Source organism: Pseudomonas sp. UBA4617, assembly GCF_002386445.1.
Classification (GTDB): domain Bacteria; phylum Pseudomonadota; class Gammaproteobacteria; order Pseudomonadales; family Pseudomonadaceae; genus Aquipseudomonas.
Genome location: NZ_DGIR01000022.1, coordinates 46754 through 72453 on the forward strand (window position 1 = coordinate 46754; position 25700 = coordinate 72453).

22 protein-coding genes and 1 pseudogene are annotated in these 25700 nt (G+C 63.6%); 8 read left to right on the plus strand and 15 right to left on the minus strand.

Features of this window, described 5'->3' with window-relative positions:
• The first annotated feature begins 18 nt into the window (after nucleotides 1-18).
• Nucleotides 19-2205, plus strand: a complete 2187-nt coding sequence (locus tag B4L76_RS09475) for an OsmC domain/YcaO domain-containing protein (RefSeq protein ID WP_296232005.1) — start codon at nucleotides 19-21, stop codon at nucleotides 2203-2205.
• Between the two features lie 403 nt (nucleotides 2206-2608).
• Here the strand turns inward: B4L76_RS09475 and B4L76_RS09480 are convergent, their stop codons facing one another.
• Nucleotides 2609-2908 (minus strand): hypothetical protein, encoded by a 300-nt coding sequence (locus B4L76_RS09480; protein ID WP_296232006.1) that lies wholly within the window; start codon nucleotides 2906-2908, stop codon nucleotides 2609-2611.
• Nucleotides 2909-3063: 155 nt separating this feature from the next.
• Between B4L76_RS09480 and B4L76_RS09485 the strand changes: the two genes are divergently transcribed.
• A complete protein-coding gene (locus B4L76_RS09485; protein ID WP_296232007.1) occupies nucleotides 3064-3492 on the plus strand; it encodes a DUF2231 domain-containing protein in 429 nt (142 codons plus the stop codon).
• Nucleotides 3489-4781 (plus strand): PQQ-dependent sugar dehydrogenase, encoded by a 1293-nt coding sequence (locus B4L76_RS09490; protein ID WP_296232008.1) that lies wholly within the window; start codon nucleotides 3489-3491, stop codon nucleotides 4779-4781. The genes B4L76_RS09485 and B4L76_RS09490 overlap by 4 nt, the downstream gene beginning before the upstream one ends.
• 88 nt (nucleotides 4782-4869) lie before the next feature.
• Here B4L76_RS09490 and B4L76_RS09495 read toward each other — a convergent pair whose 3' ends face one another.
• Nucleotides 4870-7002, minus strand: coding sequence for a TonB-dependent receptor (locus tag B4L76_RS09495; RefSeq protein WP_296232009.1), 2133 nt, complete (start codon nucleotides 7000-7002; stop codon nucleotides 4870-4872).
• Between the two features lie 220 nt (nucleotides 7003-7222).
• Between B4L76_RS09495 and B4L76_RS09500 the strand changes: the two genes are divergently transcribed.
• Together B4L76_RS09500 and B4L76_RS09505 are read left to right on the plus strand one after the other, a co-directional pair.
• Nucleotides 7223-7804: a hypothetical protein gene (locus tag B4L76_RS09500; protein WP_296232011.1), complete on the plus strand. Its 582-nt coding sequence runs from the start codon at nucleotides 7223-7225 to the stop codon at nucleotides 7802-7804.
• 187 nt (nucleotides 7805-7991) lie between these two features.
• On the plus strand, nucleotides 7992-8510 hold the full coding sequence (locus tag B4L76_RS09505; protein WP_296232014.1) for a DMT family transporter: 519 nt from the start codon (nucleotides 7992-7994) through the stop codon (nucleotides 8508-8510).
• On the opposite strand, the gene B4L76_RS09510 is transcribed toward B4L76_RS09505, so the two are convergent.
• The gene (locus tag B4L76_RS09510; RefSeq protein WP_296232016.1) at nucleotides 8511-9419 is read right to left on the minus strand and encodes a LysR family transcriptional regulator; all 909 of its coding nucleotides are present in this window, start codon (nucleotides 9417-9419) and stop codon (nucleotides 8511-8513) included.
• Between the two features lie 188 nt (nucleotides 9420-9607).
• Between B4L76_RS09510 and B4L76_RS09515 the strand changes: the two genes are divergently transcribed.
• Nucleotides 9608-10582 carry a quinone oxidoreductase family protein gene (locus tag B4L76_RS09515; RefSeq protein WP_296232018.1) on the plus strand — a complete coding sequence of 325 codons (975 nt, stop codon included), beginning with the start codon at nucleotides 9608-9610 and terminating at the stop codon, nucleotides 10580-10582.
• A 32-nt stretch (nucleotides 10583-10614) separates the two neighbouring features.
• Nucleotides 10615-11533, plus strand: a pseudogene (locus B4L76_RS09520) (LysR family transcriptional regulator).
• 53 nt (nucleotides 11534-11586) lie between these two features.
• On the opposite strand, the gene B4L76_RS09525 reads toward B4L76_RS09520, so the two are convergent.
• Nucleotides 11587-11916 (minus strand): hypothetical protein, encoded by a 330-nt coding sequence (locus B4L76_RS09525; protein WP_296232019.1) that lies wholly within the window; start codon nucleotides 11914-11916, stop codon nucleotides 11587-11589.
• Between the two features lie 194 nt (nucleotides 11917-12110).
• Between B4L76_RS09525 and B4L76_RS09530 the strand changes: the two genes are divergently transcribed.
• Nucleotides 12111-12860, plus strand: a complete 750-nt coding sequence (locus tag B4L76_RS09530; RefSeq protein ID WP_296232021.1) for a FadR/GntR family transcriptional regulator — start codon at nucleotides 12111-12113, stop codon at nucleotides 12858-12860.
• Between the two features lie 94 nt (nucleotides 12861-12954).
• Here B4L76_RS09530 and B4L76_RS09535 read toward each other — a convergent pair whose 3' ends face one another.
• The 11 genes from B4L76_RS09535 to B4L76_RS09585 form a co-directional block, all read right to left on the minus strand.
• Nucleotides 12955-14535, minus strand: coding sequence for an aldehyde dehydrogenase (NADP(+)) (locus B4L76_RS09535; RefSeq protein ID WP_296232022.1), 1581 nt, complete (start codon nucleotides 14533-14535; stop codon nucleotides 12955-12957).
• A gap of 182 nt (nucleotides 14536-14717) precedes the next feature.
• Nucleotides 14718-16271, minus strand: coding sequence for a galactarate dehydratase (garD, locus tag B4L76_RS09540; RefSeq protein ID WP_296232024.1), 1554 nt, complete (start codon nucleotides 16269-16271; stop codon nucleotides 14718-14720).
• 78 nt (nucleotides 16272-16349) lie between these two features.
• A complete protein-coding gene (locus B4L76_RS09545) occupies nucleotides 16350-17711 on the minus strand; it encodes an MFS transporter (RefSeq protein ID WP_296232026.1) in 1362 nt (453 codons plus the stop codon).
• A gap of 101 nt (nucleotides 17712-17812) precedes the next feature.
• Nucleotides 17813-18724, minus strand: a complete 912-nt coding sequence (gene kdgD, locus B4L76_RS09550; RefSeq protein ID WP_296232028.1) for a 5-dehydro-4-deoxyglucarate dehydratase — start codon at nucleotides 18722-18724, stop codon at nucleotides 17813-17815.
• A 370-nt stretch (nucleotides 18725-19094) separates the two neighbouring features.
• Nucleotides 19095-19904: a gamma-glutamyl-gamma-aminobutyrate hydrolase family protein gene (locus B4L76_RS09555; RefSeq protein WP_296232030.1), complete on the minus strand. Its 810-nt coding sequence runs from the start codon at nucleotides 19902-19904 to the stop codon at nucleotides 19095-19097.
• Nucleotides 19905-20336: 432 nt separating this feature from the next.
• On the minus strand, nucleotides 20337-21119 hold the full coding sequence (locus B4L76_RS09560; RefSeq protein ID WP_296232032.1) for an amino acid ABC transporter ATP-binding protein: 783 nt from the start codon (nucleotides 21117-21119) through the stop codon (nucleotides 20337-20339).
• A gap of 23 nt (nucleotides 21120-21142) precedes the next feature.
• Nucleotides 21143-22387, minus strand: coding sequence for an NAD(P)/FAD-dependent oxidoreductase (locus tag B4L76_RS09565; protein ID WP_296232034.1), 1245 nt, complete (start codon nucleotides 22385-22387; stop codon nucleotides 21143-21145).
• 17 nt (nucleotides 22388-22404) lie between these two features.
• Complete coding sequence (locus B4L76_RS09570) at nucleotides 22405-23115, minus strand: ABC transporter permease (RefSeq protein WP_296232036.1); 711 nt, start codon at nucleotides 23113-23115, stop codon at nucleotides 22405-22407.
• On the minus strand, nucleotides 23112-23831 hold the full coding sequence (locus B4L76_RS09575; protein WP_296232038.1) for an ABC transporter permease: 720 nt from the start codon (nucleotides 23829-23831) through the stop codon (nucleotides 23112-23114). Before B4L76_RS09575 ends, B4L76_RS09570 begins: the two co-directional genes overlap by 4 nt.
• Before the next feature lie 169 nt (nucleotides 23832-24000).
• Nucleotides 24001-24753, minus strand: a complete 753-nt coding sequence (locus tag B4L76_RS09580; protein WP_296232039.1) for a transporter substrate-binding domain-containing protein — start codon at nucleotides 24751-24753, stop codon at nucleotides 24001-24003.
• 21 nt (nucleotides 24754-24774) lie between these two features.
• Entirely contained in the window at nucleotides 24775-25647 is an 873-nt protein-coding gene (locus tag B4L76_RS09585; RefSeq protein ID WP_296232040.1) for a MurR/RpiR family transcriptional regulator, read from the minus strand.
• Nucleotides 25648-25700: the final 53 nt, after the last annotated feature.

Genomic DNA, 25700 nt, shown 5'->3' on the forward strand with positions numbered 1-25700 from the left:
AAATCACGGTAATCCCGCATGGAAATCAAGGTCAATTTTCTCGACAATCTCCGGCTCGAAGCCAAGTTCGACGACTTCACGGTGATCGCCGACCAACCTATCCGTTACAAGGGTGATGGCTCGGCCCCGGGGCCGTTCGACTATTTCCTGGCGTCCTCGGCCTTGTGCGCGGCTTACTTCGTCAAGCTGTACTGCCAGACCCGCAACATCCCGACCGAGAACATTCGCCTGGCGCAAAACAACATCGTCGATCCGGAAAACCGCTACAACCAGATCTTCAAGATCCAGGTCGAGCTGCCCGAGGACATCTCGGAGAAGGACCGTCAGGGCATCCTGCGTTCCATCGACCGTTGCACCGTGAAGAAGGTGGTACAGACCGGCCCCGAGTTCGTGATCGAAGTGGTCGACAACCTCGACGCCGATGCCCAGGGCCTGTTGATGCCGGTGTCGGACACCAGCACCTACATCCCCGGCAAGGACCTGCCGCTGGAGCAGACCATCGCCAACATGTCGGGCATCCTGGCCGGGCTGGGGATGAAGATCGAGATCGCTTCGTGGCGCAACATCGTGCCCAACGTGTGGTCGCTGCATGTGCGCGATGCCCAGTCGCCAATGTGCTTCACCAACGGCAAGGGCGCGACCAAGGAAGCCGCGCTGGCCTCGGCGCTGGGCGAATTCATCGAACGCCTGAACTGCAACTTCTTCTATAACGACCAGTACTGGGGTGAGGACCTGGCCAACGCGCCGTTCGTGCACTACCCGAACGAGCAATGGTTCAAACCGGGCCCGCGGGATGCGCTGCCGGTCGAGATCCTCGACGAGCACTGCCTGGCCATCTACAACCCGGACGGTGAGCTGCGCGGTTCACACCTGTACGACACCAACTCGGGCAACACGGCTCGTGGCATCTGCTCGCTGCCGTTCGTGCGCCAGTCCGACCAGCAGGTGGTCTACTTCCCGTCCAACCTGATCGAGAACCTGTTCCTCAGCAACGGCATGAGCGCCGGCAATACCCTGGCCGAGGCGCAGGTGCAGTGCCTGTCGGAAATCTTCGAGCGGGCAGTGAAGCGCGAGATCCTCGAAGGCGAGCTGTGCCTGCCGGATGTGCCGCAGGAGGTATTGGCCAAGTACCCGACCATCGTTGCCGGCATCCAGGGCCTGGAGGAGCAGGGCTTCCCGGTACTGGTCAAGGATGCTTCGCTGGGGGGCGAGTTCCCGGTCATGTGCGTGACCCTGATGAACCCGCGTACCGGCGGCGTATTCGCCTCGTTCGGAGCCCATCCGAGCCTGGAGGTGGCGCTGGAGCGCAGCCTTACCGAACTGCTGCAGGGGCGCAGCTTCGAGGGCTTGAACGACCTGCCGCAGCCGACCTTCGAAAGCCACGCGCTGACCGAACCGAACAACTTCGTCGAGCATTTCATCGACTCCAGCGGCGTGGTGTCGTGGCGCTTCTTCAGCGCCAAGGCCGACTTCGAGTTCGTCGAGTGGGACTTCTCCGGCCATGGCGAGGACTCCAACGTGCAGGAGGCCGCGACCCTGTTCGGCATCCTCGAAGACCTTGGCAAGGAGGTGTACATGGCCGTGTACGACAACCTTGGCGCCACCGCCTGCCGCATTCTGGTGCCGGGCTACTCGGAAATCTACCCGGTGGAGGACCTGATCTGGGACAACACCAACCGCGCCTTGTCATTCCGCGCCGATATCCTCAATCTGCACAGCCTCGACAACCGCGCCCTCAAGTTGCTGCTCAAGCGCCTGGACAACTGCGACGTCGATGACTACACCACGATCACCACGCTGATCGGCGTGGAGTTCGACGAGAATACCGTGTGGGGCCAGCTGACCATTCTGGAACTGAAGCTGCTGATCTGCCTGGCAGTGCAGCGTTTCGAGGATGCCAAGGAACTGGTCGAGGCGTTCCTGCAGTTCAACGACAACACCGTCGAGCGCGGGTTGTTCTACCAGGCATTGAACGTGGTGCTGGAAGTGTTGCTGGACGACGAGCTGGAAATGGACGACTACGAGGCCAACTTCCGGCGTATGTTCGGCGACTCGCGCATGGACGCGGTGTTGGGTTCGGTCGATGGCAGCGTGCGCTTCCATGGCCTGACCCCGACCAGCATGAAGCTCGAAGGCCTCGATCGCCACTTGCGCCTGATCGAAAGTTACAAAAAGCTGCATGCGGCTCGGGCCAGGCTGGCCTGACCACGCGTGACAGGCTGATGTCGCCAGGGGCCGCTTTGCGGCCCTTCGCGACACAAGGCCGCTCCTGCCACGCGCGCGCTCGTATCTATCGGTTCAAGCCGCTGTTTCCAGTCTGCCTCGTCGCTTCGCCTGCCAGGCGCGTAGCGTTTTGCTGCCATCCTCTGAATCCATGGCGCATTAATCGCCAGAAGGATCTGCGCTGCGCTTCTTGACAGGGGTTCCTTCGACCGCCTCTGCGCTGCAGGCAGGGCCGGAGGTGGCGCTGCTCACGGAGGCGTCGCTCATTGGAACTCATTATCCAGGGGCAATCTGTGTAAATGATGAAAACAACAAGCCTGGTTCACGACCGATCAGTCCATCGCATCGCCCAGGGATTCATCAGATGCGCGCCTATCTGCAGGCTCTAGTTCTTGCACTTGGCCATGACCACCTGGCAAGTTCTTGGTGATCCCCCCGACCGGCCGGCATAGCGCACGCAGTTGTCCAGCGATTTCTTCCGGGCAATGCTCAAGGTATCGCCCCACGCCAGGCCACCTTCGCCAGTGGTGGGGACGGCTTTGGCGAAGCAGTTGGAGCCTATTGTGCGTGACGCATGGTTGGCTTTGCCGGGTTTGCTGGAGCAACCGGCCACAAGCACCAGGCTGAGGGCCAGCAGCGTGGCCAACGCCCAGGGCGAGCGCGGGCGAATCGGGTTGCTGCTCATCAGTTGTCTCCTTGCGCCAACGCTTCGCAGCATAGGCCATTCAAACCAAACGGTGAACTATCGCCTTGCCGAGAGGCTCCTTTACTAGGCGCGCCCCGTGCACGCCTGGTGGCCATGCCATCAGTCCTTGGGTCACTGAATGAAAAGGAGGCACCGTGACCGTATCCGACCAAACCTTGTGCCGCTGTACACCCGGCCCGCTACATGCCCTGCTGCTGTCCGGCAGCGTTCCGTTGTTCCTCGCTGCGCTACTCAGCGACATTGCCTATTTCAACAGTTACCAGATCCAGTGGAGCAACTTCGCCGCCTGGTTGATCGCCGGCGCCCTGGTGTTCTGCGGGCTGGCGTTGTTGTTCGCGTTGGCCAACCTGATCCGTGCCGAACGCAAGCGTGGCCGGCCGACCCTGTACTTCGTGCTGCTGCTGGTGACCTGGGTACTGGGCTTGATCAATGCCTTCGAGCACGCCAAGGACGCCTGGGCGGTAATGCCGTCCGGGCTGGTGCTGTCAGTGATCGTGAGCGTGCTCGCGACCGTGGCTGCCTTCACCGGTTTGAGCGGCCTGCGCTCGGGAGGTGCGGCATGAAGCTTGTACCTGCGTTGGGCCTGTTGAGCATGGCGTTGCTGCTGGCTGCTTGTGGTGGTGATGGCGAGCCGAACCAGGCGCTTGGGCCCGACCCTAAACTGCCGGCGCCACAACGTGGCCTGCTGCCAAGCATGAAGATCGCCCAGCCGGCAGCCTGGGGTGAACAGAAACCGACGGTGCCTGAAGGCTTCAGCATTACCGCCATTGCCACTGGCCTGAAGATCCCGCGGCAGACCCTGGTGTTGCCCAATGGCGATATCCTCGTCGCCGAGGGCCGCGGTGGCAGCGCGGCCAAGCTCAAGCCCAAGGATGTCATCGCCAGCCAGATCAAGGCCGAGGGCAATACCCAGGTCAAGGGTGGCAACCGCCTGACCTTGCTGCGCGATGCCGACGGTGACGGTCGCTACGAGGTGCAGACGGTGTTTGCAGAAAACCTCAATGCGCCGTACGGCCTGGCCTTTGCCGACGGCAAGCTGTACGTGGCCAACCAGGATGCCCTGGTGCGCTTCGACTACCAGGACGGCCAGACGCGGGCCGATGGCCCGCCAACCAAGGTTACCGACCTGCCGGCTGCGATCAACCACCATTGGACCAAGGCGCTGACAATCAGCCCGGATGGTCGTTACCTGTATGTGGGCATCGGTTCGAACAGCAACATCACCGAACGCGGGATGGAAGTGGAGATCGATCGGGCCATGGTCTGGCAGGTCGATGCTGCAACCGGCGCGCACCGGCCCTATGCCACAGGCCTGCGCAACCCGACGGCGCTGGCTATCCAGCCGCAGACCGGGCAGCTGTGGGCGGTCGTCAACGAGCGTGATGAGCTCGGGCCCGACCTGGTGCCGGACTACCTGACCTCGGTGCGTGAAGGTGGGTTCTACGGCTGGCCTTACAGCTACTGGGGCCAGAACGTGGATGAGCGGGTACGACCGCAGAACCCGGAAAGGGTAGCGGCGGCGATCAAGCCGGATTACAGCCTCGGCTCGCACGTGGCTGCATTGGGCGTGGGCTTTTCCATCCCGGCCATGGGCGAGCGCTTCGCCGACGGTGCCTTCGTGGGTGAACACGGTAGCTGGAACCGGCCCAACCCGGTGGGCTACAAGGTGATCTTCGTGCCGTTCAGCAATGGCAAGCCGGCCGGCGAACCGATCGACTTCGCCACTGGCTTTCGCGGTGAGGATGGCAAGACCCGTGGGCGCCCGGTGGGGGTGACGGTGGACCCGCGTGGCGCCTTGATCATTGCCGATGACCTGGCCAATACGGTCTGGCGGGTAACGCCCAACCGTTGATTGCATGTGTATTGCATGCGCCCGCAGGAGCGGCCAGTGTTGCCAGAGGGCCGTTCCTGCGGGGGCGAGCGGGCTACTTGCCCAGCGATCAGAAGCGGTAGTTGAAGCTGGCTTCCAGTGTACGCGGTGCGCCTGGGGTGATCAGGTCCACCGAGCCGTGCGCAGCGGCATAGTAGTTGCGGTCGAACACGTTCTTCAGGCGCAGCGCGGCATCCCACTGCGGCACGCTGTAGAGCAGCGCGGCGTCGAAGGTGGTGTAGCCCGGCATTACCACCACGTTGTCCAGAGCGGTGTAGCGCTCATCGACGTAGTTGGCACCGGCGGCCATGCGCCATTGCGGGGTCAAGGTACGCACCAGCCAGACGTTGGCGCTGTTGCGCGGCGTCAGGGTTGGGGTCTGGCCTTCGTTGGCGACGCCATTGGTCTTGCTGTTGGACTTGGTGATCTCGGCATCGAGGTAGGCGTAGCCGGCGTAGACCTGCCACTTGTCGCTCAGTTGGCCGCTGACGGTGGCTTCGAAGCCGTCGGTGCGCTGCTCGCCAGCCAGCACGGTGAGATTGGGGTTGGCCGGGTCGGCGGTCTTCATGTTGGTGCGCTCGAGGCGGAACACCGCTGCGGTCAACGACAGGCGGCTGTCGAGCAGGTCCCACTTGGCGCCAATTTCGTAGTTGGTGGTTTCTTCCGGCTCCAGGTGCTGGTTGCTCGGGCTGACCGCGAACACCTCGCCCGAGGGCTGGTAACTGCGGCTGACCGAAACGTAGTAGGACTGCATGGCATCCGGCTGGTAGACCAGGCCGGCGCGCGGGCTCCAGGTCTTGTCGGTGCGGTCGAGGTCGACATTCTGCACGCGGTCGTCGTCGTACTCCTGCCCAAAGATGTCATAACGTACGCCGACCAGCGCTTTCCAGTGCTCATTCAGCTCGATCATGTCCTGAACGTACAGGCCAGTGGTCTGCTGGAAGTTGGTGCCCTGCGACGACAGGTTGGCGGCGTGTTCCGGCACCGGCACCAGGGCCTCGCGGTACACCGGCACCTGGGCCACGTTGCTCTGGCTCAGCACCCGTTGGTATTTGTCCTGGAAGCCAACCTCCACGCCATACAACAGGTTGTGCTGCATCCCGGCCAGCTGCGCCTGTTGCTTGAGCTCGGTCTGGTTGAACATGCCGTACTCGTCACGGGCGACGTTGCCGCGGTTGAGCTTGACCAGCAGTTCGCCATTGGGCGCAGTGACAAAGCGCGTCGGGCTGCTGTCGGCGAGGGTGTTGTTGCGGTCCAGGTCGTAGCGGTAGTAACGGCTGGTATTGCTCAGGGTAAAGTCGTCATTGATGCGGTAATCAAGGCTTGCGGTCAGCGAGAACACTTCGCTGCGGGCATAGTCCTGGTCGGCATCGCCGGAACCGAAGCGCTTGTCACGGTGCACATCCACCGGACGCTTGCCCAGGGCCGGGATGCCGAAGTCGATCAGGCGCTTGTCGTACAGGTAGGTGGCGCCCAGGTTCAGTTCCAGGTCGTCGGAGAGGCGCCAGTAGGCCGATGGCGCGATAGCCTTGCGGTCTATGTAGCCATCATCGCGAAAGGTGTCGCTGTCTTCGAAGGCGCCGGTCACGCGGTAGGCCTGGTTGCCCTGCGGGTCGGCCCAGCCACTGTCGAGCTGGGTGCGGCGCTTGCCCTCGCTGTCGAAGCTCAGGCCGACTTCGCGCTTGGGCGTGAAGCTGGGTTTCTTGCTGATGCTGTTGATCAGGCCACCTGAAGAGCCACGGCCATACAGCACGGCGGCGGGGCCCTTGATCACCTCGACCCGCTCGATATTGGACAGGTCGCGGAAGTACAGTGCGTCATCGCGCACACCGTCGATGTACATGTCGCCAATGGCGCTGAAGCCTCGAATAGTCACCTGGTCGCGCTGGCCGTCGCCATTGGACAGACCGACGCCGGGCACATTCTTCAACACGTCTTCCATCGACTGCGCGCCCTGGTCCCTGATCACGCTTTCCGGCACGACGTTGACGGTTTGCGGAATGTCGCGCAGCGGAGCGTCGATCTTCAGGGCACTGCGGCTTTCACCTGCTTTGTAGCTTTGTTGCTCGTAGACGCTGCTGACGGCGGTAGCGGGCAGGGCCAGCGAACCCTGCGACCCGGGTTGAACGGCCGCGTGAACAGCAGGCACAACCAGAATGCCCAGCATGGAAAGCGATGCTGGGGCAACAGACTTTTTTGCCATTACAGGTGACTCTTTGTTGTATTTGAGAGTGCGAATAGTAATGATTTGTAAACGTAAAGCAAGTGTAAAGAATTCTCATTTACTCTTGCAATGGTGAGCAGGTACACACGAGGAGTGCTTTGCGAGGGGAGTCAGGCAGGTCGGCTGGCAGGGGCTATGCTTGCCAGCGCGTGAACATTTTGCACAACCCCTCCGGTCTTGATTACAGGGAAGCAGGCCTATGAATCCGATCCGCTCCATTGCTCGTGCTGTCGCTCTGGCCACGCTGGCCTCCGCTGCCAGTTTCACCGTGCACGCCGCTGGTATCCCTATCGGCAGCGAGGCACTGGAAAGCCACGTCACCACGCAAGTCACGGCCATCGATCTGGCCAATCGCCAAGTCACGGTGAAAGGCCCGGATTCCAGGAAGGATGTGACCTTCCAGTTGACGGAAAAGGCCAAGGCGCTGCCCAACCTCAAGGTGGGCGACCAGGTCGACATCTACGTGACACGCGCGGTGGCCTACGTGTTGAATCCCGAAGTGGGCGGGGCGCCAAAGGCGACTGACGAGTCCGGTAGCATCCGTGCCACGGCGGACAACCCCAACCCAGGTGGCGAGGCATTCCGCCAGGTCAAGGTCACCTCGCAGATCAAGAAGATCGACCTAAAACAGCATGAAGTCAGCTTGCTGCCCCCGGAAGGCAAGCTGCAGGTAGTCAAGGTCGAAGACCCCGACCTGCAGGCACGCATGAAAAACCTCAAGGTCGGGCAGACCGTCGATGCGATCTACACCGAAGTGCTGCGCATCGAAACCTCACGCTGATCTCGACTACGGTACCGACCTCGGCTGCTGCCGGGGTCAGGCTTCAGGTGGCGCGGCTCTGTATCCGCCGCGACGACCCATTGTCCATGCACACTACGAATAATGCGCGTGCAGCATTTCGATTTCCATCAGTTTAGCCGATTGCACCATCATGGCCACATCCATCCACACGATAAGGAGGACGGTCGTGGTCAGTAAATCGATGATTCTGCTGTCATTACCCGTGGCCATGGCGTTGCTTGCCGGTGCCGTGTTGCCGTTCCAGGCTGCCGGCAACGCCGCAGTCGGGCGCGCACTGGGGCACTGGTTGTGGGCGGCGTTCACCTCGTTGACTGTGAGCTCACTGGTGGTGATTGCTGCGTTGCTGTTGCTGAGGGTGCCGGCGCCCGACATCGGCAAGGCCCTGCAAGGGCCTTGGTGGCTGTGGATCGGGGGGGTACTGGGAGCCCTGTACGTGGCCGGCGCGGCAGCGCTGACACCCAGGCTGGGCGCTGCGGGATTTCTGGTGTTGGTCGTGGCGGGGCAGATCATCACGGCGGTGGTCGCCGATCACTTCGGGTTGATGGGGCTGGGCGGCAAGCCACTCAGCCTGGCCAGAGTGGCTGGCGTGGTGCTGATCCTGGCGGGCGTGATGCTGGTGCAGGGCAATTGGGCGGCGGGCGCACCGGCCAGCAGCGCTGTGGTCGCGAAACAGCAAGAGGGCTGATCAGGGCTCCGGCTGGCTGCAGGCCCGCACGGTTTCGCGCAGCCAGCGATGCCCCGGGTCGTTGTCCTTGCGAATGTGCCAGGCTTGCTGGTAATCGAAGGGGGCGATGGTCAAGGGCGGTGCGAACTGGCGCAGCGTCGGATGTTGCTGCAGCGAACCTGCTGCCCGCCGGGCTACGGTAAGGATCAGGTCGGTACCGGCCAGCACTTCGACGGCTGCGCTCCAATGGGGCAATGCCAAGGCAATGCGACGGCGCAGCCCCAGCGCGGCCAGGGCACGTTCGATCTCATCGAAAGCATCCGGGCGCATCGCCATCAACACATGCGGTCGGGTCAGCCAGTCCTCCAGGGCCAGGCCACCGCTGGCGGGCAATACCTGGCAATCGGCGACGCTGATGAAATCGTCGGCAAACAACGCCTCGGTGATGATTTCTTCGGGCGGGTCGGGGAACAAGCCCATCGCCAGGTCCAGTTCGCCATCGAGCAATTGCGCCGACATGGCTTCGCGGCTGGCCTGGCTGATGGCCAGGTCCACTCCCGGGGCGACCCGGCGCAGATGCCTCAGCAGGGGCGGCAGGATGATGCGAGACGCGTAGTCCGACAGCGACAGGCGGAAGCGGCGCTGGGCCTTGGCCGGTTCGAACTGCGGGGTGGCCAGCAGGCCGTTGAGGTTGTTCAAAGCGTCTTGCAGAGGCCCGGCCAGCGATTGGGCGCGGCTGGTCAGGACCATGCGGCCATGCTGGCGAACCAGCAAAGGGTCGTCGAAATGCTTGCGCAACTGCGCCAGCGCATGGCTGACCGCAGGTTGGCTCCGGTGCAGGCGCAGGGCAGCACGGGTGACATGCTTTTCGCATAGCAAGGCGTGCAGGGCCAAGAGCAGGTTGAGGTCAATCTTGCGCAGTTCATCCATGGGGCGAATGGCCTGGGTCCTGTGCGACGGAGCGATTAGCTTAACAAATGCCAATGCTGATGCGGGGCTGCAGTAGTGATAACTGTCATTACTGCAAAGGGTGCAGGAATGATCTGCTTCGTGGCGGATTGTTCAATACTGCTTGCCTGATTAGCCTGACCAGAACACCTACCCGACAGGATTCCATCATGCCAACCCGCATCGTTCTCAACAGTACCGGCACTGCCGACGTGCTGCAGCTTGAACACCTGCCAGTACAAGCTCCAGGGCCCGCCCAGGTCTGGCTGGAACAGACAGCCATCGGCGTGAATCCGCTGGACGTGCTGCAACGCAAGGGCGGTTCCCCTCTGGCGTTGCCGTCCGGGCTGGGGCTGGAAGGTGCCGGGCGGGTGGCTGCCATCGGGGAGGGGGTGGACAACGTGCAGGTGGGCGACCGGGTTGCCTATGCGATGGGCCCGGTTGGCGGTTACGCCAGCGCTCGCCTGTATCCGGCCGAACGGTTGGTGAAACTGCCACCGTCTGTTCCAGACCAGGCTGCTGCGGCGCTCATGTTCAAGGGCATCACCGCGCAGTACCTGCTGAAAACCACCTATGCCGTGGGGCCGGGTACGCAACTGCTGCTGTACGGTGCCGCCGGTGCGCTGGGCCAGCTGATGGTGCCCTGGGCGCGTCACCTGGGCGCGACCGTGATTGGCGTGGTGTCACGCCCGCAGAGCGTGGCCCGGGCACAAGCATCGGGTTGCCACCATGTGTTGGTGTTCGATGCGTCCACCTTGGCCAGCCGGGTGCGAAAACTGACCCACGGGCAAGGGGTGGACGTGGTGTACGACTGCGTTGGCAAGGTATCGCTGGACGCCTCGCTGGACAGTCTGCGGGTGCGTGGCTTGCTGGTGTCGTTTGGCGGCACCTCGGGTACGCCGCCAGCCATCGAGGTTGCCACGCTCAATGCCAAAGGGTCGCTGTACCTGACCCGGCCTTCGCTGGCGGCGCATACGCGTACGGTTGACGAGTACCAGCGGCGGGCCGCCGATGTGCTGGCGGCGCTCGCCCAGGGTATCATCCAGCCTAGGGTCTGGCGTCGCTACCCGCTGGCCGAAGCGGCAAGGGCCCATGAGGACCTTGAGCAAGGCTTGTCGGCAGGCGCGCTAGTGCTTGTTACCTGAAAACCGCTACCTGTTCCACGCCGAGCCCTGCCATGGATGCCTTCGATAGCCGCCGCGCCGATGAACTCGCCACCTTGCTGGCCCTGCATGAGCAGGGCTCGTTTGCCGCTGCCGGGCGGCAGTTGGCCCGCCACCCCACGGTATTGTCGAAGCGCCTGACTGCACTGGAAACGCGCCTGGGTATCCGCCTGGTGGAGCGCAGCACGCGGCAGTTGCGCTTCACCGATGAAGGCGAACGGCTGGTGATCAAAGTGCGGGAGGCCAACCGGATGCTCGCCGAGGCAGAGCAGGAGGCGGCCGAAGGCGCGGTAACGGTCCGTGGGCGCCTGCGCCTGGCATTGCCGGCGGCCATGGGGCGGCGCTGGCTGAGCGGGATGCTGGCTGACTTCGTGCTGGCTTACCCGCAGGTGAGGGTGGAAGCCGAGTATGCAGACCGTTTCGTCGACCTGATCGGTGAGGGTTTCGACGCCGCCATTCGCATTGGTGAGCTGGCTGATAACCGCTTGGTGGCGACGAAGCTATGCGATCACCGGCGTATCCTGTGCGCATCGCCCGAATACTTGGCCCGGCATGGCGTACCTGTACAGCCTGAAGACTTGGCCAAGCATAATTGCCTGGGTTTCAGCGGGTTGCGTAGCTTTCCTGATTGGCGCCTGATGAATGACGAGCAGCAGATGATTGTCAGGGTTGCAGGTAGCCTGCGCAGTAATGACAACGAAGCGCTGCTGGCAGCGGCGCGGCGCGGTGTTGGCATTCTGGCGGGAGGAGACTGGCTGATGGGAGGACCTCGGCAGCGGGCGTCTGGTGCGGGTGCTGCCGCAATGGCAACTCGACGTAGCGGCAGGCATCTACCTGGTTCGGCCTACCGCGCGCCTCAACTCTGCCGCCTTGGGGGCTTTCAAAGCCTGGCTGGAAGCCTGCTTCGAGGCTGGCGCCCCTTGGCGCCCCTGACACGTTCATGCAAAACGTCAAGTTTGAGCTGTAACTTACTGATATAAATGGTTTTAACGTCTTGCTATGGCATGCTGCACACACTGCTCGTAGTAAGTCTGCCTGATCGCCGCCGGCTTGAGCCGTGAGCGGCTGTTATAAGTCTGCTCGGTAATCCCGAAGGCGGTCATGCGCATCCACGGTTTGGCGAACTTGCGTACCTGCAGCTTCTTGCGGGTGGCATACAGCGTTACCCCGGAAAGCTTGGCCTGCTGGGCTTCGGCGGCAATCTGCGCGCCCCAGTGGCAGGTGTGGCGATCGTTCTGGCTCAACGCCCGTGCCTGGGCGCCGAAAGCGAGCGTGGCCAGCAGGCAGCCGGCCATCGTGGCTAGAATTACTCGCATGTTGCTGTCCTAAATATCTGAAGGAACAGGAAGTTTGCCTACGCTTGCGAAGACCGGGGGCCAGCAATATGCCGTCAGTGCGTGGCCCTGTGCAGCGCCGGGCCGTGAGGCAAGAAATACCGCACCGTATGTATGTGATCGTACAACTGCTTGCGCTATGATGGGCGCTGTCTTCCTAGGTGAAACACAGCGTAATGACAGAGCAGCAGGTACAGGCAAGGACCCGGCGCAAGCCGCGCAGTCTGGCCCAGGAACTGGTCACGGTGCTGACCGAGCGCATTCGCAGCGGCCAGCTCAAGCGCGGCGACAAGCTGCCGACCGAATCGCAGATCATGGCCGAAGAGGGCGTCAGCCGCACGGTAGTGCGGGAGGCGATCTCGCGGTTGCAGGCCGCCGGGCAGGTCGAGACCCGCCATGGGATCGGCACCTTCGTTCTGGACGCGCCGGCCACGGGCGGCTTGCGCATCGACCCGGCGACCGTCGTCACGCTGCGCGAAGTGCTGGCGGTGCTGGAGTTGCGCATTGCCCTGGAGATCGAGTCGGCAGGCCTGGCTGCACAGCGTCGCAGCGATGAACAGCTGGCCGGCATGCGCGCGGCGCTGGATGAAATCAACGAAGGGGCAGCCCACGCCAGCGATGCGGTGTCGGCCGACTTCCAGTTCCACCTGCGCATTGCCCAGGCCAGCGGCAACCACTATTTCGCCGACATCATCAACCACCTTGGCACCAGCATCATCCCGCGTACCCGGCTCAATTCGGCGCGGTTGGCGCATGATGACCAGGCGCATTACATGAGCCGGCTAATGCATGAGCATGAAGCGATCTACGAAGCCATCGCGCGGCGTGACAGCGAAGGGGCCAAGATGGCCATGCGCATGCACCTGAGCAATAGCCGTGAGCGTTTGCGCCAGGCCCATGCCGAGGCCGAGGCGCAGGGGGCCTGAACCCGCTTGGCTGGCAGGCCGGCCTGTTCGCCGGCAAGCAGAAGAAAAGCCCCGCCATGCGCGGGGCTTTGTTGTTTCGGGTTCGGGCAACCGGTCAGATCGCCCCTTCACGCCATTGGCCATTCACCAGCCGACGCAGCCCCAGCGGGTTGTCATCGCGCAGTGCCGCGGGCAACAGGGCCTGCGGGTAGTTCTGGTAGCACACCGGGCGCAGGAAGCGGTCGATGGCCAGGGTGCCGACCGAAGTGCCGCGCGCATCCGAGGTTGCCGGGTACGGTCCGCCATGTACCATCGCATCACAGACCTCGACACCGGTCGGGTAGCCGTTGACCAGAATCCGCCCGACCTTTTCTTCCAGCAGTGGCACCAGCCAGGCAAAAGCCTCGAAGTCTTCCGGCTCGCCGATCAGCGTCGCGGTCAGTTGGCCCCGCAAGCCAAGCAAGGCGGCGCGCAATTGCGCGTTGTCCTGCACTTCGACGGCCACGGTGGTGGGGCCGAACACTTCCTCCTGCAGCAGTGGGTCAGACTCGATGAGCAGGCGGGCATCGGCCTTGAACAGCTGGGCATGGGCCTGGCTGCCTGTTTGAGCCTGGCCGGCCAGGTGCTGGATAGCGGCGTGGGCATGCAAGTGTTCCAGACCACCAACGTAATTGCGCAAGCCTGCGGCGTTGAGCAGCGTCTGGCCGGCCTGTTGAGCCAGCTGGTGGCCAAGGTCGGCCAGCAACTGGCTGTACTGCGGCGACTGCAGGCCGACCACCAGGCCTGGGTTGGTACAGAACTGGCCAGCGCCGAGGCAGACCGAACCCGCCAGTTCGCGGGCAATCGAATCGCCACGCTTGGCCAGGGCGCCCGGCAGGATGATCACTGGGTTGATACTGGACATCTCGGCGAACACCGGGATCGGCTGCGGGCGTTCGGCGGCCATGCGACACAGGGCGTCACCGCCTTTCAGCGAACCAGTGAAGCCAACCGCCTGGATCGCCGGGTGCTTGACCAGCCACTCGCCGACGCCACCACCGAAGACCATGTTGAACACTCCCCTGGGCATCCCGGTGCGCTCGGCGGCGCGCTGGATGGCGCAGGCAACCAGGTCGGCAGTGGCCATGTGGCCGCTGTGGGCCTTGAACACCACCGGGCAACCGGCGGCCAGGGCGGCGGCGGTGTCGCCTCCGGCAGTGGAGAACGCCAGCGGGAAATTGCTGGCGCCGAACACGGCAACCGGGCCGACGCCGATGCGCATCTGGCGCAAATCTACGCGTGGCAACGGCTGGCGATCGGGCAGGGCAAGGTCGATGCGCGCACCGAGGAAATCACCACGGCGCAACACCTGGGCGAACAGGCGCATCTGGCCGCTGGTACGCGCGCGTTCGCCTTGGATACGCGCGGTGGGCAGGGCGGTTTCGCGACAGACGATGGCGATGAAGGCGTCGTCCAGTTCATCCAGTTCGGCGGCAATGGCGTCGAGGAACTCGGCGCGCCGTGCCGGGGCCAGTTGACGGAACTCGGCGAAGGCTGCGGCAGCGGCCCTGGCGGCCTGGTCCACTTCGCCTTCGGTGGCCTGGAAGAAACTGTATGGCAGGGCCTCGCCAGTGCTGGCGTCCAGGCTCTGCAGGCGGTGTTGGCCCGCGGCGCTGCGCTGGCCGGCGATGAAGTTGTGGCCGAGGATTTCAGGCATGGGATGCTCCTGTTGGGCTTGAAGGGGGAAAGTGAATCTCATGCGAAGCACGCAGTCCCTGTAGGCGCGGGTTCACCCGAAAGAGTCCAACGCGGTGTATGGCACCGGCCTTGGCGGTGATCCGGGTGAACCCGCCTCTGCAGGGATCGCGAAATCGCATACGTCCGGGAAACCTTGGGGCATCAGGTAATCGGCGCCGGGTTGAACAGGGTGATGTCGTTATGCAGGCGGTGCTGCTCGGCCCAGGTCCGCTTGCGGCCGCTGGCCACGTCCAGGTAGTAGTGGAACAGCTCCCAGCCCAGCTCTTCGATGGTCGCGCGGCCGCTGGCGATGCGCCCGGCATCGATGTCGATCAGGTCCGGCCAGCGTTGGGCCAGCTCGCTGCGGGTGCAGACCTTGACCACCGGCGCCATGGCCAGGCCATAGGGCGTACCTCGGCCAGTCGTGAACACATGCAGGTTCATCCCGGCGGCCAGCTGCAAGGTGCCGCAGACAAAGTCGCTGGCCGGGGTGGCGCAGAAGATCAGGCCTTTGCGCTTGACCCGCTCGCCCGGGCCAAGCACGCCCTGGATGGCGCCGCTGCCGGACTTGACGATCGACCCCAGGGCCTTCTCGACGATGTTTGACAGGCCGCCTTTCTTGTTGCCCGGGGTGGTGTTGGCGCTGCGGTCGGCGGCGCCCTGTTGCAGGTAACGGTCGTACCAGTCCATCTCGCGGACCAGCGCATCGGCCACCTCCTGGTCTTGCGCGCGCGAAGTGAGCATGTAGATCGCATCGCGCACTTCGGTCACTTCCGAAAACAACACGGTGGCACCGGCACGAACCAGCAGGTCGGCGGCGTAGCCCAGCGCTGGGTTGGCGGTAATCCCGGAGAATGCATCGCTGCCCCCGCACTGCATGCCCAGGATCAGTTCGCTGGCCGGTACGCTTTCGCGGCGGCGCTGGTCGAGTTTCTTCAGGCGGGTTTCGGCCAGTTGCATGATCTGTTCGATCATTTCCGCAAAGCCCAGGCTGGCGTCCTGCAGGCGGTACAGCCATGGGTCGCTGAGGTCCACCGAGGGATCGTCGGCGTGCATCACCTGGTCGGCCTGCAGCTTTTCACAACCCAGGCTGATGACCAGGGCTTCGCCGCCCAGGTTGGGGTTGCGTGCCAGGTTGCGCACCGTGCGGATCGGGATGTAGGCATCGCGTGCGTTGATCGCTACACCGCAGCCATAGCTGTGGGTGATGGCTACCACGTCATCGACGTTTGGGTAACTGGGCAGCAGCTCGCTGCGAATGCGTTTGACGGCATGCTCCAGCACGCCAGCCACGCACTGTACGGTGGTGGTGATGCCAAGTATGTTGCGGGTGCCGACGCTGCCGTCGGCATTGCGGTAGCCTTCGAAGCTGAAGCCTTCGAGCGGCGCCAGCGGTTGCGGGATGGCATTGCAGCGTGGCAGGTTGTCCAGCGCTGGGGCGGCTGGCATGGCCAGCTGGCTCTCCTGCACCCAGCTGCCCTGGCGCAGGTCTTCCAGTGCGTAGCCGATCACCTGCCCATAGCGGCGCACGGGCTCGTCCTTGGCAATGGCCACGGTGGCCACCTTGTGGCTTTGCGGCACGCCTTCGACCAGGGTCAGGCCATCGGCGAAGCGGGCGCCCTCGCCCAGGCCGCCGGCATTGACCACCACCACGACGTTATCGTCATCGTGCAGGCGGACGTAGCGGGGCGAGTCGGAATGTTCGATCAACTGCATGTTCGGGCCCTACTTGTCAGGTTCTCAGGCTTTTGTACATCCGCCTGCGCCGGAGAGGGGCAGCGCAGGCGTGCCCAGTCAGTGGTGCGAGCTGGCCAGTTCGCCGCTGGCGGCTGGCCCGGCGTCAGGCTTTGGGGTTTCGCGCAGCTCGATGCGCTTGATCGGGCCGACGATGACCAGGTAGCTGAACACCGCCACCAGAGCATTGGCGCCTACATACACCAGTGCCCACTTGAACGAGCCGGTGGCGCTGATGATGTAGCCGATGACGATCGGGGTGGTGATCGAGGCGATGTTGCCGAAGGTATTGAACAGGCCGCCAGACAGCCCGGCGATCTGCTTGGGTGAAGTGTCGGCGACCACCGCCCAGCCCAGTGCACCGATGCCTTTGCCGAAGAACGCCAGGGTCATGAAGCCGACCACCATCCATTCGGCATCGACGTAGTTGCAGAACACCATGGTGGTCGACAGCAGCAGGCCGCAGACGATCGGCAACTTGCGCGAGAAGGTCAGCGAGTTGCCGCGGCGCAGCAGCCAGTCGGAGATCACCCCGCCCAGCACGCCGCCGATGAAACCGCAGACCGCCGGCAACGAGGCGATGAAGCCGGCCTTGAGGATGGTCATGCCGCGCTCCTGCACCAGGTAGACCGGGAACCAGGTGAGGAAGAAGTAGGTGATGGCGTTGATGCAGTACTGGCCCAGGTACACGCCCAGCAGCATGCGGCTGGTCAGCAGTTGCCTGATATAGCCCCATTTCGGGCCGTCACTAGCGCGCTTCTGGTCGATGTCCACCAGGCCGCCATTGCGCTCGATATGTTCGAGCTCGGCCGGGCTGATGCGCGGGTGTTGGCGTGGGTTGTAGATGGTCTTCAGCCAGACCATGGAGAATACGATGCCCAGTGCGCCCATGACGATGAACACGTGCTCCCAGCCGAAGCTGAACACGATCCAGCCCATCAGCGGCGCGAACAGGGCCGTGGCGAAGTATTGCGCCGAGTTGAAGATGGCCGAGGCGGTGCCGCGTTCCTGGGTCGGGAACCAGGCCGCGACGATGCGGGCATTGCCCGGGAACGACGGGGCTTCGGCAAAACCGACCAGGAAGCGCAGGGTGAACAGCGTCACCACTGCCCATGCCACCGGCAGACCACCGACAAAGCCCTGCAGCAGGGTGAACAACGACCAGGTGAAGATGCTGAAGGCATAGACATTCTTCGAACCGAAGCGATCGAGCAGCCAGCCGCCGGGAATCTGACCCGCCACATAGGCCCAGCCGAACGCAGAGAAGATATAACCCAGGGTGACGGCATCGATGCCGAGGTCTTTCTGCAGGCTGGAGCCTGCAATGGCGATGGTGGCGCGGTCGGCATAGTTGATCGTGGTCACCAGGAACAGCATGAACAGGATCAGGTAGCGCACATGCGTCTTTTGGCTCGCTTGCATGCTGGCAATACTCCCACTAGTTATTTTTGTGCGGGCTCACGAATGGTAACCGGAGTGGCTGGCCACTCCGGGGGCGGCATCTGGCAGGCCGCTGGCTGCCCTTATTGCGGGCCCATCTTGTCCATCAGTGCGGCGAGCTGGTCGTACTCATCGGCAGTAAGGTCGGTCAGCGGGGTACGCACCGGGCCTGCGTCGTAACCGGCAATCCTGGCGCCGGCCTTGACGATACTGACGGCGTAACCGGCCTTGCGGTTGCGGATGTCCAGGTAGGGCAGGAAGAAGTCGTCGATCAGCTTGGCCACGGTGGCGTGATCGTCACGGGCAATAGCGTTGTAGAAGGCCATGGCGGTCTTCGGCACAAAGTTGAACACGGCGGAGGAATACACCGGCACACCCAGGGCCTTGTAGGCAGCAGCATACACCTCGGCGGTCGGCAGGCCACCCAGGTAGCTGAAGCGCTCGCCCAGGCGACGACGGATCGACACCATCAGCTCGATGTCGCCCAGGCCGTCCTTGTAGCCGATCAGGTTCGGGCAGCGCTCGGCAAGCTTTTCCAGCAGGTCGGCGTTCAGCCGGCAGACGTTACGGTTGTATACCACTACACCAATGTTCACCGATTTGCACACCGCTTCGACGTGCGCTGCAACGCCTTCCTGGCTGGCCTCGGTCAGGTAGTGCGGCAGCAGCAGCAGGCCTTTGGCTCCCAGGCGCTCGGCTTCTTGCGCGTACTCGATGGCCTGGCGGGTGGCGCCACCGACGCCGGCGAGGATCGGTACCGAAGTGGCACAGGTGTCGACTGCGGTCTTGATCACCTGGCTGTACTCGCTGGCGGCCAGGGAGAAGAACTCGCCGGTGCCGCCGGCGGCGAACAGGGCGCTGGCGCCGTAGGGGGCGAGCCATTCCAGGCGCTTGACGTAGCCTGCAGGGTTGAAGTCGCCCTGGGCATTGAAGTCGGTGACAGGGAAGGACAGCAGGCCGTGGGAGAGGATGGATTTCAGTTCTTGTGGCGTCATTGTTGTAGGCATCCTGTGGCACTTGGGTGAAGGGTGTTGCTCTGTGTTGGAGGTAAGTTATCGTACAACTTGTGCGATGACTAGTGCCTATTGGGAATTTTTTTCGGGCATGCCTGGGGATTGGCTGTACTTGTATGTGATTGCGTAAAGCGAGCGCTGTGCGGGCGGCGCTCGATTTCGAAGGCGCAGAAGATCTGATGACAAACACTCAGTAGTCATCGTATCTCTTGAGGGAAGAAAAAAGATCGCGGAGACAGGCACAAGCCCGCCGCCCGCTTCCACGGGAAATGTTCTGGGACCAGCAGAGGGTGACCGGGGAAGCTGAGGCGGCCTTGCGCCGCCCCGCGATCAAAGCGCAGTAAAACGAAGGTCAGGCAGCCTGCTGGCGCTTGATCTGCGCCTTGCGTACCTGGGCCCGGCACGCATCGCCGAAGGCCTGGAAGATCTTGATCGAGTCCGGGTTGCTCGCCGCTTGCCACTCTGGGTGCCATTGCACGGCGAACAGGAACGGCGAGAGGCTCGGGGCGTGAATCGCCTCGACCAGGCCGTCTTCGGCGTGGGCGATGGCCTCGATGCCGGTGCCGAGCTTGCGCAGGCCCTGGCCATGCAGCGAGTTGACGCGAATTTCGTCGGTGCCCAAGGTGTCATGCAGCCAGCTGCCTGGCTCGATCTTCACCCCATGGACCTGGGCGTATTGCACCTCCACCGGGTCTTCCGGGTTTTCCCGGTGGTCATTGAAGCCGGGCTCGGCGTAGACCTTCTGGTAGATGTCGCCACCCAGGGCCACGTTGATTTCCTGCATGCCACGGCAGATGCCGAAGATCGGCAGGCCACGCTTGATCGCCGCCTTGACCAGCGGGATGTCGAACAGGTCGCGGTTCTTGTCCTGGCTTTTGCCGGGAGTCTGGTTTTCCTGGCCGTACAGGGCCGGGTCGATGTTGCTGCCAGCGCCGGTCAGGTACACGCCGTCGGCCATGTCCAGATAGGTTTCGAGGTCATCGATGCCGCAGCAGGTGGGTACCAGCACCGGTACGCAATCGGCGAATTCGACCAGCGGAGTGATGTATTTGTGGGTCATGACCTGGTAGTCATGGCCTTTGCGCTCTTGGCTGCCCATGGTCATCAGGACGACGGGTTTGCGCAGGGAAGGTTGCTTGTTGCCAATGTTGCTGTTGGACATATGTCACCTTGGGACAGGTTCGGCCTGTCGTTGTTGTGCAGGTGCACGGCGCGCGGCCTTGGGTGCAGCCTGAAGCCCCGAGCACTGCCGGCTCGTCAGAGGCGACGATTCCGGTCGGGGCTTGTAGATAGCTTGCCAGAGCCGTTCGATATGTCAAACGAGTGGAAGGGGCTCGAACATGCGGGATGCACCGTTTTTTGGGCGGTGAAACCGATGCAGGCCTGTTGCGGCGTGGGTTTGGTGGGGGGTATGGTCAATAATATTTAACGATGCAGTCGGGTCTTTGCAGCACTGCAATGAAGGTGACACTGGGTGTGTGCCACCGCCCCATCGTCGGCCAGCCAGTTCCCACAGGTACGCAAGGCCTGAAGGCTGCAACTCCCCAGGGCTGGCTGGGCGGCGGTAGGGTAGCACCGGCATTCCTCGCTGCGCTCAGTGCAGTATCTGCGCCAGGAAGCCTTTGGCCCGGTCGGTACGCGGCTGGTTGAAGAACACCTGCGGCGGGCTGTCCTCGATGATCTGCCCGCCCTCAAGGAACAGCACCCGCTCGGCAACCTGCCGGGCAAAGCCCATTTCATGGGTGACACAGAGCATGGTCATACCGGTGCCGGCCAGTTGCACCAGCACATCCAGCACTTCGGCAACCATTTCCGGGTCCAGCGCCGAGGTGGGCTCGTCGAACAGCATGATGCGTGGCTTCATGCACAGCGCCCGGGCAATCGCCACACGCTGCTGCTGGCCACCGGACAGCTGGCTGGGGTACTTGTGCGCCTGGCTTTCGATACCCACCTTGCTCAGGTACATGCGCGCCCGCTCCTCGGCGTCCTTGCGCGACAACCCGCGCACGCTGGTGGGCGCCAGCAGGCAGTTGTCCAGCACGCTCATGTGCGGGAACAGGTTGAAATGCTGAAACACCATGCCGATGTCGCTGCGCACACGTGCCGCTTCGCGAGTGGTGGCAGCCAGGTCGATGCCATCGACCTTGATGCTGCCCTGCTGGGCCACTTCCAGGCGGTTGATGCAACGGATCAGGGTCGACTTGCCCGAACCGGACGGCCCGCATAGCACGATGCGTTCGCCTTCGCGCACCTGCAGGTTGATATCGCGCAGTACATGGAACGCGCCGTAGTGCTTGTTGAGGCCCTCGATGCGGATCAGCACCGGGCGCGGGTCGGGTTCGGGGGCAAGGCTGGCAAGGCTCAGTGGTGCGGTCATCTTTGTTGTTCTCCCGCGTGGGTTCAGTCGAAACGGGTCGCGCTATAGGGCGCGGGGTCGGTGAAGGGGTGTTCGCCAGTGACCAGTTCGGCCACCAGGCGACCGCTGACCGGCCCCAGGGTGAGGCCGTGGTGGGCATGGCCGAAGTTGAACCAGAGCCCTGGGTGGCGCGGGGCCGGGCCGATCACCGGGCGCATGTCCGGCAGGCATGGGCGGCGGCCCAGCCAGGGGGTGTCGTCCAGGCGCTCGCCGAGCGCCGGAAACAGCTTGCGGGCCAGGGCTTCGCAGCGGCCCAGCTGAATCTGGTTGCCCGGTGCGCTGCTGGCCGCGAACTCGATGCCGGTGGTCAGGCGCACGCCGCGGGCCATGGGCGCAAGCACGTAGCCACCCTGGGTATCGCAGATGGAGTGCTCCAGCTGCGCACCGTCGCGGATGCTGTAATGCATGTGGTAACCACGCTTGATCGCCAGTGGGATCTCATAGCCCAGGCCGCTGAACAGGTCGGCGGACTGTGGGCCGAGGCAGGCCACCACTTCATCGGCGGTGATCGGGCCGCGGCGGCTGCCGACCTGCCATTGGCCGGCGACCTGGCGCAGGCTGCGTGCATCGCCATGCAGGAACTGCCCGCCGCGTTGCAGGAACAGGCTGGCGTAGCCACGGGTGAGGGCGCCAGGGTTGTTCACGGTCTTGGGGTCGAGCCAGTGGATACCGCCGACCACGGTAGCGTCCAGTTGCTGTTCGCGGGCCTGCAGTTGCCCGCATTCGAGGATTTCGAACTGCAGGCCATAGCGGCTCAGGCCTTTGGCGTCGGCCTTGGCCTGCGCGAACAACGCCGGGTCGCGGAACACTTCGATCCAGCCTTTGGCCTGCACCAGGCCTTCCAGGCCGGCGGCAGCGATCAGTGCATCGTGTTCCTCGACGCAACGCTGCACCAGCGGCAGCATGTCGGCGGCAGCCCCGGCCAGGCGGCCAGGGGCCGACTGACGCCAGTAACGCCACAGCCACGGTGCCGCCTTGGGCAGGTGCAGCAGGCTGTAACGCACATCGGGCTGGCGGTTCAGACCATAGCGCAGCAGCGCGCCCAACTGCCGGGGGAAGGCGTAGGGGATGACACTGGAGCGCTCGATCAACCCGGCATTGCCGTGGCTGGTGCCGCTGCCCGGTTCGTCGCGGTCGATCAGGATCACCTGGCGCCCGCGGGCCTGCAGGTGCAGCGCGGTGCTGACGCCGACGATGCCGGCGCCGAGGACAAGGGTCTGGCAATGCATTGGAACGTATCCTTCGGTCAATTCAGGTGGCGGCCCAGGCGGGCTTCCAGGTGTTTCAACAGGCGCCGTACCAGTTCGACGATCAGCAGGTAGAGCACCGCGGCCCACAGGTAGATCTGGAAGTCGAAACTGCGCGAGAAGGCCAGCTTGGTCACGCCCATGAGGTCGTAGATGGTCACCAGCGAGGCGATCGCGCTGGCCTTGATCATCAGAATCAGTTCGTTGCCCAGCGGGCCGATGGCCACCAGCAGCGACTGCGGCAGGATCACCTTGAAGAAGGTGGTCGAGCGCTTCAGGTTCAGCGCCCGCGCTGCTTCATGCTGGCCAGGAGCCACGGCCATCAGGCTGCCGCGGAATATCTCGGCCTGGTAGGCGGCAGTGTTCAGGGTGAATGCCAGCAGTGTGCAGAACCACGCCTCGCGGAAGAACCACCACAGGCCGACGTCCTGCCAGAAGCCTTTGAACGAGCCCAGGCCGTAGTACAGCAGGAACAGCTGGGCCAGCAGCGGCGAGCCGCGGAAGAAGTACACGTAGCCGGCCGCCATGCGTTGCAGCAACAGGCTGCGCGACATGCGCGCCAGGGCCAGCAGCAGGCCCAGCACCGCACCCAGGCTGAAGGAAATCGCCACCAGCTTGGCGGTCACCAGCAGGCCGTCGAGGAAGCGCGGGCCGTAGCGCTCCAGCAGGTTGGGGTCGATAACCAGCGCCAGCAGTTGTTCGAGGCTCATGCGCGTGCTCCTTGCAGGTGGCGGTTGCTGCGCCGTTCGATGCAGGCGAACACCCGTCCGGAGAGGGCGGCGAACAGCAGGTAGCCCAGGCAGGCGACGCCATAGAAGAACATCGGTTCCTTGGTCACGCTGACCGCCAGGTTGGTCTGGCGCATCAGGTCGACCAGCGAAATGGTGGACACCAGTGAAGTGTCCTTGAGCAGCGACAGCCAGTTGTTGGACAGGCCGGGCAGGGCGATGCGGGTCAGTTGCGGCAGCAGCACCTTGAAGAAGCCGGTGCGTTTGCTCAGGCCTAGCGCCGAACACGCTTCCCACTGGCCCTTGGGCAAGGTCTTGAAGGCTGCCAGCCAGATTTCGCTGGAAAACGCGGCGAATACCAGGCTGAAGGCGATCATCGCGGCGAGGAAGGTGTTGATCAAAAACTCGCCCGGATAGCCCATGGCCGCGAGGATCTTCTGCGCGGCGATCTGGCAGCCGTAATAGATGATCAGCAGCGTCAGCAGTTCGGGCAGGCCACGGAACACGGTGGAAAAGGTGGTGGCCCATAGCCGTGGCAAGCGCTTGCGCGAGCGTGCCGCGAGGGCCACGAGCAGGCCCAGCGGCAGGCCGATGGGCAAGCAGGCCAGGGCCAGGGACAGGGTGACCAGGGCGCCGGCCAGCAGCGCCTGGCCCCAGCCTCCGCTGGCGAAGGACAGCAAGGACAATTGATCGAGCATGACAAACCCCTAGGATGGGCAATGCGGACTCATTGCAGGAGCGGCCTTGTGTCGCGAAAGGGCTGCGGAGCAGCCCCGGGATCTATGCCGTGGCAGGGATTGCCGGGGCCACCTTGCGGCCCTGTCGCGACGCAAGGCCGCTCCTACAGATTGCGCAGTTTCCTGAAGATCAGTTGTAGATGTCGAAAGCAAAGTACTTGCTGGCGATCTTCTGGTAGGTGCCGTTGGCCACGATCTGTTGCAGTGCGGTGTTCAGGCGCTGGCGCAAGGCTTCGTCGTCCTTGCGCACGGCAATCGCGGCGTCAGCCTTGGTGTTGGCCACATCGCCGAGGATCTTGCAGCAGTCGCCGCCGTTCCTGGTCATCCACTCCTGCAGCGGAAACTTGTCGGCAATCACGCCGTCCAGACGGCCGGCAGCGAGGTCGGCGTTGGCTTCGTCCATGGTCGGGTACAGCTTCACGTCGGCGCCCGCCCTGGCATAGACGTCTTCGGCGTAGATGGCCTGGGTCGACGACGACTGCGCGCCGACGGTATAGCCGTCGAAGTTGGTCTGGGCGTCGCTGATCTTGCTGTCCTTGGCCACGGCGACGGTCAGCGGTGTGCGGTAGTAATGGTCGGTGAAGGCGATCTTCCTGCGCCGCTCCTCGGTGTTGATCATCGAGGCCACCACCGCGTCGTACTTGCGTGCCATCAGGGCGGGGATGATGCCTTCCCAGTCCTGTGCCACCAGGGTGCATTCGACTTTCATCTGCTCGCACAGGGCGTGGGTGATGTCGACATCGAAGCCGTGCAGCTGGTTATCGGCGTCGACATAGTTGAAGGGCGGGTAGGCACCCTCGGTGGCGAAGCGCAGGGTTTCGGCACTGGCGGCACCCGACAGCAGCAGGGCGCACGCACCCACCAAGGCCATGGTCTTGTTCATCTCGCACCTCTTGCACTCTTGCTATTGTTGTTTTCCCGTCGACCACGAGGTGTAGCCGACGAACTCGTTATGTAGAGCGGCAGTTGCTTCCAAGCGTCTTTCAACATCCGGCCCGAGCTTCTTGCAGACCTCGTTGACCATCAGGTGTACCCACGACAGCATGGCCGAGGTGGACTCCCAGAACAGGTTGAACTCGGTGGGGATACGGAACACCTCGTCGGCGTTGGCATCGGCCCAGTCACAGAAGGTGTCGGTGACCAAGGTGACCGCAATGCCAGCCTCGCGCGCCTTCTGGCACAACAGCAGGGCGTGGCGGGAATAACGGCGCGCCTCGAACACCAGCAGGGCGCTGTCTTCGACGCGGCCCAGCAACACGTCGCCAAAGTGCCCGGCGCCGAGATCGACCAGTTGCACGCCATCACGCAGGTACTGCAGCAGATGGCTCATGCACATGGCGATGCCGCGTTCGGTCTGGAAACCGGCGATGAACACCCGCGGCTTGCTTGCCAGGCGTTGCGCAACGGTGTGCCAGGCGCTGCTCTGGCGATACTCGTGCACACGCACCAGGGCGGCGATTTCCAGCTTCAGGCTGCCGACGTTGTCGCTCGCGTCCTGGTTCTGGCGGTAATCTTGCAAGCGGTCACCCACCAACCACGGGCCATCGCCCAGGTCGTTCTGCAGGTCTTGCTTGAGCGCCTTGAGGTGGGCATAACCCAGCGAGCGGCAGAAGCGGCCTACGCTGGATTCGCTGACGCCCAGCTTCGCCGCAATACTGGCCGAGGTCTGAAATGGCAGCTCATGCAGGTTGGCAAGCATGTAGGTGGCGATCTTGCGGCCCGAAGCAGCGGCCCCTTCGAGGCTGTGTTCCAGACGTTGCTTGATCATTTGGCTCATGCTGCGGCTCCATGGGTGAGGCTTGCGAAAGAAAATGAATGTTTTCTGTCATC